The sequence below is a fragment of the Enhydrobacter sp. genome (genome assembly GCF_030246845.1).
Classification (GTDB): domain Bacteria; phylum Pseudomonadota; class Alphaproteobacteria; order Reyranellales; family Reyranellaceae; genus Reyranella.
The window spans coordinates 4,855,284-4,867,887 of record NZ_CP126889.1; the positions used below are offsets into that span (position 1 = coordinate 4,855,284).

At 67.0% G+C, this 12,604-nt stretch carries 13 protein-coding genes; 8 read left to right on the forward strand and 5 right to left on the reverse strand.

Going from position 1 to position 12,604, the window contains the following annotated elements:
- Positions 1-10: 10 nt before the first annotated feature.
- A complete protein-coding gene (nthA, locus tag OJF58_RS24175; protein WP_300780426.1) occupies positions 11-643 on the forward strand; it encodes a nitrile hydratase subunit alpha in 633 nt (210 codons plus the stop codon).
- Between the two features lie 82 nt (positions 644-725).
- Here nthA and OJF58_RS24180 read toward each other — a convergent pair whose 3' ends face one another.
- The 5 genes from OJF58_RS24180 to tpiA all read right to left on the reverse strand — a co-directional run bounded on the left by OJF58_RS24180 (position 726) and on the right by tpiA (position 5,368).
- Complete coding sequence (locus OJF58_RS24180) at positions 726-1,628, reverse strand: hypothetical protein (protein ID WP_300780427.1); 903 nt, start codon at positions 1,626-1,628, stop codon at positions 726-728.
- 1 nt (position 1,629) lies between these two features.
- Positions 1,630-2,394, reverse strand: a complete 765-nt coding sequence (locus OJF58_RS24185; protein ID WP_300780428.1) for a hypothetical protein — start codon at positions 2,392-2,394, stop codon at positions 1,630-1,632.
- 47 nt (positions 2,395-2,441) lie between these two features.
- Positions 2,442-4,073, reverse strand: coding sequence for a CTP synthase (locus OJF58_RS24190; protein WP_300780429.1), 1,632 nt, complete (start codon positions 4,071-4,073; stop codon positions 2,442-2,444).
- A gap of 99 nt (positions 4,074-4,172) precedes the next feature.
- Complete coding sequence (secG, locus tag OJF58_RS24195) at positions 4,173-4,562, reverse strand: preprotein translocase subunit SecG (RefSeq protein ID WP_300780430.1); 390 nt, start codon at positions 4,560-4,562, stop codon at positions 4,173-4,175.
- Positions 4,563-4,603: 41 nt separating this feature from the next.
- A complete protein-coding gene (gene tpiA / locus OJF58_RS24200; protein WP_300780431.1) occupies positions 4,604-5,368 on the reverse strand; it encodes a triose-phosphate isomerase in 765 nt (254 codons plus the stop codon).
- A gap of 147 nt (positions 5,369-5,515) precedes the next feature.
- Here tpiA and OJF58_RS24205 point away from each other — a divergent pair, with 147 nt between their 5' ends.
- The 7 genes from OJF58_RS24205 to OJF58_RS24235 all read left to right on the forward strand — a co-directional run bounded on the left by OJF58_RS24205 (position 5,516) and on the right by OJF58_RS24235 (position 12,602).
- Complete coding sequence (locus OJF58_RS24205; RefSeq protein WP_300780432.1) at positions 5,516-7,453, forward strand: peptidylprolyl isomerase; 1,938 nt, start codon at positions 5,516-5,518, stop codon at positions 7,451-7,453.
- A 6-nt stretch (positions 7,454-7,459) separates the two neighbouring features.
- Positions 7,460-8,989, forward strand: coding sequence for an anthranilate synthase component I (trpE, locus tag OJF58_RS24210; protein ID WP_300780433.1), 1,530 nt, complete (start codon positions 7,460-7,462; stop codon positions 8,987-8,989).
- Between the two features lie 49 nt (positions 8,990-9,038).
- Positions 9,039-9,851 (forward strand): enoyl-CoA hydratase/isomerase family protein, encoded by an 813-nt coding sequence (locus OJF58_RS24215; RefSeq protein ID WP_300780434.1) that lies wholly within the window; start codon positions 9,039-9,041, stop codon positions 9,849-9,851.
- A 134-nt stretch (positions 9,852-9,985) separates the two neighbouring features.
- The gene (locus OJF58_RS24220; protein ID WP_300780435.1) at positions 9,986-10,738 is read left to right on the forward strand and encodes an SDR family oxidoreductase; all 753 of its coding nucleotides are present in this window, start codon (positions 9,986-9,988) and stop codon (positions 10,736-10,738) included.
- Between the two features lie 20 nt (positions 10,739-10,758).
- Complete coding sequence (locus OJF58_RS24225; protein WP_300780436.1) at positions 10,759-11,169, forward strand: DUF350 domain-containing protein; 411 nt, start codon at positions 10,759-10,761, stop codon at positions 11,167-11,169.
- A 5-nt stretch (positions 11,170-11,174) separates the two neighbouring features.
- Positions 11,175-11,468, forward strand: coding sequence for a hypothetical protein (locus OJF58_RS24230; protein WP_300780437.1), 294 nt, complete (start codon positions 11,175-11,177; stop codon positions 11,466-11,468).
- Between the two features lie 3 nt (positions 11,469-11,471).
- A complete protein-coding gene (locus OJF58_RS24235; RefSeq protein ID WP_300780438.1) occupies positions 11,472-12,602 on the forward strand; it encodes a glutathionylspermidine synthase family protein in 1,131 nt (376 codons plus the stop codon).
- The last annotated feature ends 2 nt before the right edge of the window (positions 12,603-12,604 follow it).

Sequence of the window (12,604 nt, forward strand, 5' to 3'; positions counted from 1 at the left end):
GGACGAAGCCATGATGGACAACATCAGCCACAGCCACGAAGGCCCCGACCCCCATGCGCCGCGGCCGGACCACGACGACACCCTCACCCATCACAAGAGGCTGGAGATCGCCGTCCGCGAGCTGCTGATCGAGAAAGGCATCCTCACCGCCGACGAGATCCGCGAGGCGGTCGAGCGGATGGATGCGCGCGGGCCTCATCTCGGCGCGAAGCTCGTCGCGAAAGCCTGGGTCGATCCGGCCTTCAAGGCCCGGCTGCTCGAGAACGGCAGCGCGGCCGCCGAGGAGGCCGGCGTGCAGATGGATCAGCCGACTCGGCTGATCGTGGTCGAGAACACACCGCAGGTGCACAACCTTGTCGTCTGCACACTCTGCTCCTGCTATCCGCGCATGGTGCTGGGCATTCCGCCCGACTGGTACAAGAGCCGCGCCTATCGCAGCCGCGCCGTCCACGAGCCGCGGGCCGTGCTCGCCGAGTTCGGCACGCAGCTCGCCGACGAGGCGACGGTGCGCGTGCACGATTCCACGGCCGACATGCGCTATCTCGTCCTGCCGATGCGCCCGAAAGGCACCGAAGGTTTGGATGAAGCCGGGCTGGCGGCCCTTGTCACGCGCGATTCGATGATCGGCGTCACGACACTTTAGCTGCCGAAAGATCCCTCGCCTTCAGCTCGGGATGACACTGCCTTTCTTTGCCATCCCGAGCGCCGCGAGGGATCTTTGATCCTCACCGCCACGCGCTCTTGAGTGACTGATCGGTCTTCCACTTCTCGACGCCCGCCACGTCGTCGCAGGAGAAGGCGTGTGTATCCTTGCGTGGATTGGCCTCGATCCAGGCGAACATCATGCATTGGGGCTGGACGGCATCGCCCTGCAGCGTCTGGAGCGTGACCTCGGCGGTGACGGCCTCCCCTGCCTTGGCGTCGCCGTAGTCCTCGACGGCCGGCTTGACATCGCCGAAGCCGCGACCGGCCGCCTTGTTGTCGGCATACCACTTGGCGAAGAGGGCGAACTGCTCGCCGGCCACGCCCTTGCCGCCCGCGGCCATGTAGGCGGTGAGATCGCGCACCAGCGCCTGCACCGCGGCCTGCGCCTTGGGCTCCGCCGCACGACGGCGTTCGGCCAGCTTGGCCTGCAGCGCCTTCAACGCCTCGGCATTCGATGGCATCGACGCCGGCGGCGGGGTGGGCGGCGACGCGGCGCCGGCCGCCGGCGTCGGATTGATGCGCTTGATCGGCACGCGCGCTGCCTCGTTGTTCAGAGCCACGGCCTCGGACGGCGTGAGCTTGCCGACCGCGGCATAGCCGTGCCCCTTCTGCCAGCTCGCGATCGCCTTCTCCGAGGCGTCGGACTGCAGGTTGCCGTCGATCGGGCCGTTGTACTTGTCGAGGATGTGCAGGGATTCCTGGAGCTTGCGCCGCTCGGCCTCGGGGCTCTTGAGGACGGTCGCGTAATCGGGCGCCGGAGGCGGCGTCGCACGCGCGGCCGGCGGCGGCGCGGCGGGCGGCGGCGAGCCCGTGGTGCAACCGGCCGGATTCTGGAAGCAACGCTCGACCTCGCCCGCACTCTGCGCAAAGGCCATGGCCGGGATCGACAGCACGAGCAGCGCGGCGAGCGGCCCGCACCGCATGTCAGATACCGCCGTACATGTTGGCCGCGAGCTGCGCCGGCAGGCCGATCACCATCACGATCGGCTGTCCGCTCGCGGTCTGGCCGCGGGCAAGAATGTGATCGTTGGGCGCCCCGAGCCGGCTGTCGTAGTTGCCCCGGCCCCCGAACTTGCCGTTGAAGCAGGAGAGCGAGAACCGGCCGATGCCCGTCGACTCGTTGGTGAAGGTACCCTCGCACACCTTCTGGCCGCTGATGTTGTCGACGGTGAAGGTCACCGACCGGTCGTGTCCGATCAGCGCGCCGTAACGCGCGGTGCCGTTCAGCCGGGCGACGTTGCCCTGATTGTCGCGGTAGAAGATCGAGGCGGGGCCGTAGGCCTGATCCGGCATCGCATCACGCGGCACGACATAGGCGTCGTCGCTGATGACGACATGACATCGGCAGTCGACGTTGTAGTTCTCGCCGAGCGGCCCCAGCTCGGCAAGCTTGCGGCTGCAGGCCGAGACCGCCGTATCCTGCACCTCGCGCTCGCTCATCTGGCCGCGCGCATAGGTGTCGGCATAGACGAAGGCGCACTGGCGCGGCAACGGGATCGCGATCGCCTTGTGCCTCGCCGCCATGGTCTCGGTGTTCACCCAGTAACGCTGCGCCATCTCGGGAAAGCGCAGGAAGATCGGGTCGCGCCGTTCCGGCCGTCCGTAGCGGGAGTCCCCGGCATACTGCGCCGACGCGCTGGCCGCCGTCACCGCGAGCGTCAGAAGGACGAGGAAGATAGGCCGGATCATAATTCTCCAACTTCAGGCGCAAAGGTGACCGAAATGCGACCCGGAGGCTAGACCAGCCGGCTCTGGTTCTTGGCGGCGCTGATGAAGGAGGTGAACAGCGGATGCGGGGCGAACGGCCGGGACTTCAGTTCCGGATGGTACTGGACGCCGATGAACCAGGGATGATCCGGAATTTCCACGATCTCCGGCAGGATGCCGTCGGGCGACATGCCGGAGAAGCGCAGCCCCACCTGCTCCAGCCGGTCCTTGTAGTTGACGTTCACCTCGTAGCGATGACGGTGCCGCTCGCTGATCACGTCCTGGCCGTAGATCTCATGCACCTTCGTGCCGGCGCGCAGGTGCGCGGGATAGGCGCCGAGCCGCATCGTGCCGCCGAGGTCGCCCTCGGCGGAGCGCTTCTCGAGCTGGTTGCCGCGAATCCATTCGGTCATCAGTCCGACCACGGCGTGGTCGGTGGGGCCGAACTCGCTCGACGAGGCGTCCTCGATCCCGAGCAGGTTGCGCGCCGCCTCGATCACCGCCATCTGCATGCCGAAGCAGATACCGAAGAACGGCACCTTGCGCTCGCGCGCGAACTTCACGGCGTGGATCTTGCCCTCGGTGCCACGCTCGCCGAAGCCGCCCGGGACCAGGATGCCGTGCACGTTCTCGAGATGGCTGACGGCATCGTCGCGCTCGAAGATCTCCGAATCCATCCATTCCAGCGCGACCTTGACGTTGCTGCCGAAGCCGCCATGCGTCAGCGCCTCGCTCAGCGACTTGTACGCGTCGAGCAGCACCGTGTACTTGCCGACGACCGCGATCGTCACCTTGCCCTCGGGCTCGCGCACGCCGCGCACCACTCCACGCCAGCGGTCGAGGTTGGGCTCCTTGTCGGCGTCGAGGTAGAAATAGCGACAGACCTCGCGGTCGAAGCCCTGCTCGTGATAGGCGATCGGCACCTGGTAGATCGTGTCGACGTCGCGCGCCTCGATCACGCGCTCGGGCCGCACGTTGCAGAACAGTGCGATCTTGCGCCGCTCGTTGGCCGGGATCTCCTTGTCGCCCGAGCGGCAGACCAGCAGATCGGGCTGGATGCCGACGCTCAGCAGCTCCTTGACCGAATGCTGTGTGGGCTTGGTCTTGAGCTCGCCCGCCGTCGGCACCCACGGCAGGAGCGTGAGATGCACGAACATCGTGCGTTCGCGTCCGAGCTCGTTGCCGAGCTGGCGGATGGCCTCGAGGAACGGCAGGCCTTCGATGTCGCCCACGGTGCCGCCGATTTCGACCAGGACGAAGTCCTCGTCCTTGCTGTCGGCGAGGATGAATTCCTTTATGGCGTCGGTCACGTGCGGAATGACCTGCACCGTGGCGCCGAGATATTCGCCGCGACGCTCGCGCGCGATCACCGTCGAATAGATGCGGCCCGTGGTGACATTGTCGCTCTGCCTGGCATCGACCCCGGTGAAGCGCTCGTAGTGGCCGAGATCGAGGTCGGTCTCGGCGCCGTCGTCGGTGACGAACACCTCGCCGTGCTGGTAGGGGCTCATCGTGCCGGGATCGACATTGAGATAGGGATCGAGCTTGCGTAGCCGCACGCGATAGCCGCGCGCCTGCAGCAGCGCGCCCAGCGCCGCCGACGAAAGACCCTTGCCTAGCGAGGAAACCACGCCGCCCGTTACAAAGATAAAGCGCGTCATGGGCCTACAGACTACAAAATCCGGTGGGATGCGGCCATGGGGATATTGCCCCCGCCGACGATGCTTCGACGAGGGAACGGGCGGCCGCGATCATTGTTCCTAGCGGTTCGGGGCGGTGGGCGGTGCCGGCGCCGCTGGCGGCCCCGGCGTGGCGCCGGGCACGGGCGCGCCCGGCGTGGGGCTCGCTGGCGCGGCGGTTCCGGCCGGCAGCTTATCCATGATCGAGGTCGAGGAGCGCGGCGGCCCGCCGAAGCTCCACGCCATCACGAGGCTGAGGAAGAAGAAGATGCCGGCGAAGATCGCGGTCATGCGCGACAGCACGTTGGCCTGGCCGCGCACCGAGAAGAGCGCATCGGTGCGGCCCATCCCCAGCCCGCCGCCCTCGCTGCGCTGGAGCAGGATGACGACGATCATCGCCGCGGTCACGCCGACATGGATGATCAACAGAACCAGCCGCCAATCGTGCAAAAAGCCTCGTACCGCTTCCATTTTTTCCAGCGTTAGATGGGGTCCGGATCAAGCCGGCGCTTCTAGCCTCTTTGGACCGCCTTGGCGATAGCCAAAAATTCATCCGCCTTGAGGCTCGCGCCGCCCACGAGCGCCCCGTCGACGTCGCCGGCGGCGAGGAGCTCGGCGGCATTGTCGCCTTTCACCGAGCCGCCATAAAGAAGGCGCACCTGCGGCGCTTCGGCCGTCACGCCGCCCAGCTCCTTGCGGATATGTGCGTGCGCGTTGGCCACCTCCGCCACCGTCGGCGTCTTGCCTGTACCGATCGCCCATACCGGCTCGTAGGCGACCACCAGCTTCGCTGCCGTGGCGCCCGCCGGGACGCTGCCTTTGATCTGGCCCGCCAGCACGGCGAAGGTGCGGCCCGCCTCGCGCTCCGCCAGCGTCTCGCCGATGCAAACGATCGGCACGAGCCCCGCCCGCCACGCCGCTTCCGCCTTGGCGCGCACTGCCGCGTCGGTCTCACCGTGGTCGGTGCGGCGCTCGGAGTGGCCGACGATCACGAAAGCTGCGCCCGAATCGCGCAGCATTTCGGCCGCGATATCGCCGGTATGCGCGCCGCTCGGCTTGGCGTGGCAATCCTGGCCACCCACGAGCACGGCGCTTCCCCGCACCGCCTGCGCGACAGCCATGACGAGCGTCGCGGGCGGGCAGACGAGCAGATCGCGGTCGTTCCACGCTGCCTTCCCGAGGCCGTCCGCGACACCTTTGGCCAGGGCCAAGGCATCGGCCCCGAGACCGTTCATCTTCCAGTTGCCGGCGATCAGCGGCCGTCTCGTGCGCGCCATGGATTTTCCTCTTTTTGCGTGCCGGCGTGTCTAGCGGCCGCGCGGCCTGCGGTAAAGGCCGGTTGGTTGCCTGTCCGCAGGGCGGGTGGTAGGCATGCGACCCCACCGCCCGCCCAAGCTGACCATGATTTCCGCAAAGCTCGTCCCGTGAACAAATTCAGAAAGTACGCCGGCTACGTCGTCATGACCCTGCTGATGGGCACACTCATCATCAGCTTCGCGCTCTGGGGCATCGGCGACATGCTGAACATGGGCCGTCGCAGCACCGAGGTGGCGCATGTCGGCGGCATCCATATCCCGGTCTACGGCTGGGTTGGCGGCACGTCGGTGTCGATCGACGAGGTGCGCGAACGCTTCAACCAGCAGCTCGACCAGATCCAGCGCCAGACCGGCCAGCGGCCCGATACCGCGCAGGCCGCGCGCTTCGGGCTGAACGTGCGGGCGCTGCAGGACGTCGTGCAACGGGCGGTGATCGACGCCGCGATGGCCGACTACGGCATCGTGGTGAGCGACAATCAGGTTCGCGAGAACATCGCGCAGAACCCGGCCTTCCACGGCGCGAACGGCAAGTTCGATCCACTGAAGTACCGCAACCTCTTGCAGCAGGCGCGCGTCAGCGAGGCCTCGTACGTCGCCGACGTGCGGCGCGAGATCGGCTCGTCGGAGCTGTTCGGCGTCGTGCGTACCGAAGGTCTCGCGCCGACCGTCCTGCGCGACGACATTTTCAAGATGGAGAGCGAGAGGCGTATCGCGGAAACGGTCTACGTGCCGGACTCGATCGTCACCGACGTGCCCAAGCCCACGGCGGAGGAGCTCGGCAAGTACTTCGACGCCAACAAGGCGCGCTTCCAGATTCCGGAGTACCGCTCCTTCTCCTACGTCCTCCTGACCAACGCCGACGTGATGGACCAGGTCAAGGTGACGCCCGAGCAGGTGAGGCAGGAATACGAGTCGCGCGCCGCCGAGTTCGGCACGCCCGAGAAGCGCGACGTCGACCAGGCGATGGCCGACAGCGAGGACAAGGCCAAGGCCATCATCGCCGCCGTGAAGGCCGGCAAAACGCTCGAGGAGGCGACCAAGGAGGTGACCGGCAGTGCCGACGGCGTGATCAAGCTCGGCCTGATCCAGAAGAAGGACCTGCCCGCCGGCGCGCTGGCCGACGAGATCTTCAAACTGCCGCAGGGCGTGGCGCCCGAACCCATCAAGTCGCCGCTCGGCTGGCACGTTGTGCGCATCAACAAGATCGAGCCCGGCAAGGTGACGCCATTCGACGAGGTGAAGGGCAAGCTCGAGCAGGACCTCAAGAACCAGCTCGCGCCCGATCTGCTGATCAAGCTGGTGAACGACTTCGACCGCGAACTGGGAAAGGACGGGTCGATGGCCGACGCCGCCAAGGCGCTGGGCCTCAAGGTCCATTCGGTCGACAATGTCGACGAACGGGGCCAGGATCCCTCGGGCAAGCAGGTGGTGCTGGGCACCGCCGCCGCCGAGCTCATCAAGGCCGCCTTCTCCACCCGCGAAGGCAACGACAGCGACCTTCTCGAGACCGGAAAGGGCGAGTACTACGTCGTCCACACCGAGCGCATCACGCCGTCACGCACGCCGGTCCTGTCCGAGGTCGAGGCGAAGGTCACGCAGGCGTGGGAGGGCGAGCAGCGCCGCAAGCTGGCCGACCAGAAGGTCAAGGAGGCGGTGGACAAGGCCGGCTCGGGGACCGATCTCGCCGCCGTCGCCAAGGAGCTCGGGCTCGAGGTGCGCACGACCAAGGCCGTCACGCGCTTCGACGTCGATACCGCGAACCATCTGGGCCGCCCGGCGACGCAGGCCCTGTTCAAGCTGCCTGTGGGCAAGGCGCAGGCGGTGCGGGTGGCGGAAGGCAACGTCATCGTACGCACCAAGGAGATCCAGCCGGTCGATCTCGCCAAGGAGAAGGAGCAGCTCGAGCGCTTCGGCGGCCAGCTCGACGGCATGATCGCCAACGACCTCGTGGCCCAGCTTCTCGCCGCGCTGCGCGCCAAGTACGGCGTGACGGTGAACGAGCAGGTGTTCGAGGCGGCCTTCCAGTCGCAGCAGCCTCCGCAGTAACGCGCGATGGCCCTCTCGCCCGACTACGACGCCTTCGCCCGCCTCTACGAGTCCGGCAAGCCGCAGCTCGTCTGGACCAAGGCGGTGGCCGACCTCGAGACGCCGGTCTCCGCCTACCTCAAGCTGGCCGACGGCCGCGCCAACTCCTTCCTTCTGGAGTCCGTCGAGGGCGGCTCGGTACGCGGCCGCTATTCGATCGTCGGCTTCAAGCCGGATGTGATCTGGCGCTGCCGCAAGGGCCAGGCGGAGATCAACCGCCGCGCTCGCACCGATGCACATGCCTTCGAGCCGATCGAGGGCCGGCCGCTGGAGACGCTGCGGGCGCTGATCCGCGAGTGCCAGATGGAGCTGCCCAAGGGGCTGCCGCCGATGGCCTCCGGTCTGTTCGGCTTCCTGGGCTACGACATGGTGCGCGACATGGAGCGGCTGCCGGACGACAATCCGGACCCGATCGGCCTGCCCGACGCGATCATGGTTCGGCCCACGCTCATCTGCGTGTTCGACCGGCTGGAAGACAACGTCACCATGGTCACGCCGGTGTGGCCGCAGGCCGGTATCGGCGCGCGCGCCGCCTACGAGGCGGCCGAGGAACGGCTGGCCGATGCGGTGTCGGACTTCGAGCGCTCCCTGCCCTATCGCCGCGAGAATGCCGAGGCGCTGGACAGCCTGCCCGAGCCGCAGGCCAACATGTCCAAGGACGCCTTCAAGAAAATGGTCGACATCTGCAAGGAATACGTCCTTGCCGGCGACGCCTTCCAGATCGTCCCCTCGCAGCGCTTCTCGCTGCCCTTCAAGCTGCCGCCGCTCGCACTCTACCGCTCGCTCAGGCGCATCAACCCTTCGCCGTTCCTGATCTTCTTCGACTATGGCGACTTCTCGATCGTGGGCTCGAGCCCCGAGATCCTGGTCCGGCTGCGCGACAATACCGTCACCATACGGCCGCTCGCTGGCACGCGGCCGCGCGGCGCCACGCCGGAGGAGGACAAGCGGCTGGCCGACGAGCTCCTGGCCGATCCCAAGGAGCGCGCCGAGCATCTGATGCTGGTCGATCTGGCGCGTAACGACGTGGGGCGGGTGTCCAAGATCGGCTCGGTCAGGGTGATCGAGCAGTTCACCATCGAGAAGTACAGCCACGTCCAGCACATCAGCAGCCATGTGGAGGGCACGCTCGAGGACGGGCTGGAGGCAATCGATGCGCTCAAGGCCGGGTTCCCGGCCGGCACGCTGTCGGGCGCCCCGAAGGTCCGCGCCATGCAGATCATCGACGAGGTCGAGCCGGTGCGCCGCGGCATCTACGCCGGTTGCGCCGGCTACTTCGCATCGAACGGCTCGATGGACACCTGCATCCTGCTGCGCACCGGGCTGGTGAAGGACAACACGCTCTACGTGCAGGCTGGCGTCGGCGTCGTGGCCGATTCCGACCTCGAAGCCGAGTACCAGGAGAGTGTCCACAAGGCGCGTGCCCTCGTCCGCGCCGCGGAAGAGGCCGTGCGCTTCGCCTCGGCCGGCAACTGGAGCGCCGGCAACAAGCGTTAGCCGGACGCCGCCGCAGGCGCTACGCTTCTCCGGAAATGGAGGAGACGGCATGTCCGACTGGCAAAAGCGCTATCAACGCCTTCTGTTCGACCGCCCGCATCCCAAGGTGCTGCGCGTCACGATGAACCGGCCCGAGAAGTACAACGCCACCGATGCCGTGATGCATCGCGAGCTGGTCAATGTCTGGCGCGACATCGACGGCGACGACACCGTGAACTGCGTGATCATCCAGGGCGCGGGCGGGAAAGTGTTCTCGGCCGGCGGCGACTTCGACATCATCGAGAAGAACATGACGGACTACAACGCGCTTCTCGGCATGTGGAAGGAGGCACGCGATCTCGTCTACAACGTCATCAACTGCTCCAAGCCGATCGTCAGCACCATGCGCGGGCCCGCCGTGGGCGCGGGCCTCGTGGCGGGAATCCTGGCCGACGTGTCGATCGCGTCGAAGAAGGCGCGCATCATCGATGGCCACACACGGCTCGGCGTCGCGGCCGGCGACCATGCGGTGATCGTGTGGCCCCTGCTCTGCGGCATGGCCAAGGCCAAGTACTATCTGCTGCTCTGTGAATCGGTCGACGGCGAGGAGGCCGAGCGCATCGGCCTCGTCTCGCTTTGCGTGGACGACGACCAGCTCGAGGCCAAGGGCCTCGAGGTCGCGACCAAGCTCGCCGAGGGTGCGCAGACCTCGATCCGCTGGACCAAGTACGCGCTCAACAACTGGCTGCGCATGATGGGGCCCTCGTTCGACGCCTCGACCGCCCTCGAGATGCTGGGCTTCATGGGCCCCGAGGTGAAGGAAGGTCTCGCCTCCCACCTCGAGAAGCGCAAGCCCAGGTTCGATCCCTACTCGCCGCTTTGACTTCATCCAAGCTGTGTCATCCCGAGCGGGGCGAGGGATGACACCGAATTGCCGGAGTGCGTGCCTGCTGCTTGTTGGTGGTGCGCTCCTGTGAGTCCTCTATTCGCTTCGAACGAGATCGTGAGGAGAAGATCATGCGCGGACTGGACGGCAAGAATGTCATCGTCACCGGCGGCGGCGGGGCGATCGGCGGCGCGATCTGCCGGCGCTTCGCGGGCTACGGCGCCCGCGTCGGTGTTTTCGACAAGAACCTCGACGGCGCCAGGAAGGTTGCGGGCGAGATCAAGGGCTTCGCCTCGGGCGTCGACATCACCGACTACGATGCCGTCGCCAAGGCGGTCGCGCAGTTCGAGAAGGAAGCCGGTCCGACCGACATCCTGGTGAACAACGCTGGCTGGGACCGCTTCGTCAACTTCGTCGACACGACGCCCGACCTCTGGGACCAGATCATCGCCATCAATCTCAAGGGCGCGCTCAACATGAGCCATGTCGTGTTGAAAGGCATGGTGGCGCGCGGTCACGGGCGCATCGTCAACATCGCCTCGGATGCCGGCCGCGTCGGTTCGTCCCTGGAGGCGGTATACTCGGCCTGCAAGGGCGGGCTCATCGCTTTCACCAAGACGGTGGCCCGCGAAGTGGCCCGCAAGGGCATCACGCTCAACACGGTCTGCCCCGGCCCGACCGACACCCCGCTGCTGGCGGCGGTCGCGGGTGAGGACGAGCGCGGCCAGAAGATTCGTGCGGCGCTGGTAAGTGCGATCCCGATGAAGCGCGTGGGACAGCCCGAGGACATCCCCGGCGCGGTCTGCTTCCTCGCCAGCGACGATGCGGGCTTCATCACCGGCCAGACGATCAGCGTGTCCGGCGGCTTGACCATGCACGGCTGACCGGCCGACACTTCGGGGCAATGCCTGAGCTTGCATGGCTGGTCGCCGCTTTCCCGAACTTCCTGCGCTACATCGTCGTGAGCTTCGCGCTCGCCGCGCTTTTCCTCTGGATCTACGGCCTGATCACGCCCTGGCGCGAATTCACCTTGATCCGCGCCGGCAACTCCGCGGCCGCGATCGCCCTGGTCGGCGCCCTGCTGGGCTTCTGCCTGCCGCTCGCCAACACCATCGCCCATTCCGCGAGCCTCACGGACCTCGTGCTGTGGTCCCTGGTGGCGCTCGCGGTGCAGGTGCTCGTCCATATCGGCATGCGCCTGTTGCTGCCGCATCTGAAGGAGGCCGTGGAGGCGGACCGCTCCGCCGCCGGCATCGCGGCCGGCGGCTTCGCCGCCTGCTTCGGCCTCGTCAATGCGGCCTGCCTCACGAGCTGATCGCCATGTCCATGCCCAATCCCGACGACCGTGGCCCTCGTGCCTCGCGCGCGGTGAAGCTCGTGCTGATGGGCGTGGCGGGTGCCGCCCTCCTCTATTCTTGCGCGCCGGGGATCGGCACCGCAGTCGGGGCCTGGCCGCATTTCTGGCTTTGGGGCAATCCCTTCTATCGAGGGGCGACGTTCTCCTCGCCGGCGTCGAGTTCGTCGACCGCGACGGGGACCACGCCGGCACGGACGACCAGCCAACGCGGTGGCTTCGGTGGATCGGCAGCCACGCACGGCAGCACCGCGAGCTGACCGATGCGACGCGAGGCGGTCCCGCCGCGTCCCGGCTGGCAGCAGAAGCTCGAGCAGCTCGGGTTCGACTTCTACACGCTGGAGGGCAAGGCCTACTGGACCGAGCAGGCTTGTTACGTCTTCACCTCCGACGAGATCGACGAACTGGAGGCGGCAACCGAAACGCTCCACGATCTCTGCCTAAAGGCGGTCGAGCATGTCGTGACCGACAAACTTTGGGGACGGATGCGCATTCCGCCGGCGTGGGGTGACTATATCGAGCGCGTCTGGCGGCGCTCCGACCCGGCGCTGGTCGGCCGCTTCGATCTCGCCTACGACGGCACGAGCCCGCCCAAGCTCCTCGAATACAACGCCGACACGCCGACCGCGCTCTACGAGGCGGCCGTCGTGCAATGGCACTGGCTGAAGGATGTGAAGCCCGAGGCCGACCAGTTCAACTCCATCCACGACAAGCTCATCGAGGGCTGGCGTGGCATTGCCAACCGGATGGCACCGCAGTCGCTGGTCCACTTCGCGCGCTTCGAGGACCATCCCGAGGACCTGGCGACATCGGAGTATCTTCGCGACACCGCGCTGCAGGCCGGGCTCACCGGCAAGCCGTTGGCGGTCTCCCGGATCGGCTGGAACGGCCGGCGCTTCACCGACCTGGAGGAGGCACCGATCCAGGTGATGTCCAAGCTCTACCCGTGGGAATGGATGGCGCGCGAGCAGTTCGGCCCGCACGTGCTGGCCGACACCACGGCCTTCATCGAGCCGGCATGGAAGATGATCCTCAGCAACAAGATGCTGCTGCCTCTTCTTTGGGAAGGCTTCCCGGGCCACGCCAATCTCCTGCCGGCGTTCGAGAGCGAGCACCCCGGCCTCGGCAATGCCTTCGTCAAGAAGCCGATCTTCGGCCGCGAGGGCCACAACGTCACCGTAATCGCGCCGGGCCTGTTCGACACGGCTCCGGGGAGCTACGGTGCCGAAGGTTATGTCTGGCAGGCTTATCAGCCGCTGCCCTCCTTCGACGGCAACCATGCCCTCGTGGGCTCGTGGGTGGTCGACGGCAAGGCGGCGGGCGTGGGCATGCGCGAGGACGAACGGCGCATCACCCACAACAACAGCCGCTTCATGCCGCACTATTTCATGTGAAG

Excerpts from the sequence above, each read along its gene's own strand:
- OJF58_RS24185 (WP_300780428.1), bottom strand. The coding sequence starts at position 2,394 with ATGATCCGGCCTATCTTCCTCGTCCTTCTGACGCTCGCGGTGACGGCG.
- OJF58_RS24220 (WP_300780435.1), top strand. The coding sequence starts at position 9,986 with ATGCGCGGACTGGACGGCAAGAATGTCATCGTCACCGGCGGCGGCGGG.
- OJF58_RS24215 (WP_300780434.1), top strand. The coding sequence starts at position 9,039 with ATGTCCGACTGGCAAAAGCGCTATCAACGCCTTCTGTTCGACCGCCCG.
- OJF58_RS24225 (WP_300780436.1), top strand. The coding sequence starts at position 10,759 with ATGCCTGAGCTTGCATGGCTGGTCGCCGCTTTCCCGAACTTCCTGCGC.
- OJF58_RS24230 (WP_300780437.1), top strand. The coding sequence starts at position 11,175 with ATGTCCATGCCCAATCCCGACGACCGTGGCCCTCGTGCCTCGCGCGCG.
- OJF58_RS24180 (WP_300780427.1), bottom strand. The coding sequence starts at position 1,628 with ATGCGGTGCGGGCCGCTCGCCGCGCTGCTCGTGCTGTCGATCCCGGCC.
- trpE (WP_300780433.1), top strand. The coding sequence starts at position 7,460 with ATGGCCCTCTCGCCCGACTACGACGCCTTCGCCCGCCTCTACGAGTCC.
- secG (WP_300780430.1), bottom strand. The coding sequence starts at position 4,562 with ATGGAAGCGGTACGAGGCTTTTTGCACGATTGGCGGCTGGTTCTGTTG.
- nthA (WP_300780426.1), top strand. The coding sequence starts at position 11 with ATGATGGACAACATCAGCCACAGCCACGAAGGCCCCGACCCCCATGCG.
- OJF58_RS24190 (WP_300780429.1), bottom strand. The coding sequence starts at position 4,073 with ATGACGCGCTTTATCTTTGTAACGGGCGGCGTGGTTTCCTCGCTAGGC.
- OJF58_RS24235 (WP_300780438.1), top strand. The coding sequence starts at position 11,472 with ATGCGACGCGAGGCGGTCCCGCCGCGTCCCGGCTGGCAGCAGAAGCTC.
- tpiA (WP_300780431.1), bottom strand. The coding sequence starts at position 5,368 with ATGGCGCGCACGAGACGGCCGCTGATCGCCGGCAACTGGAAGATGAAC.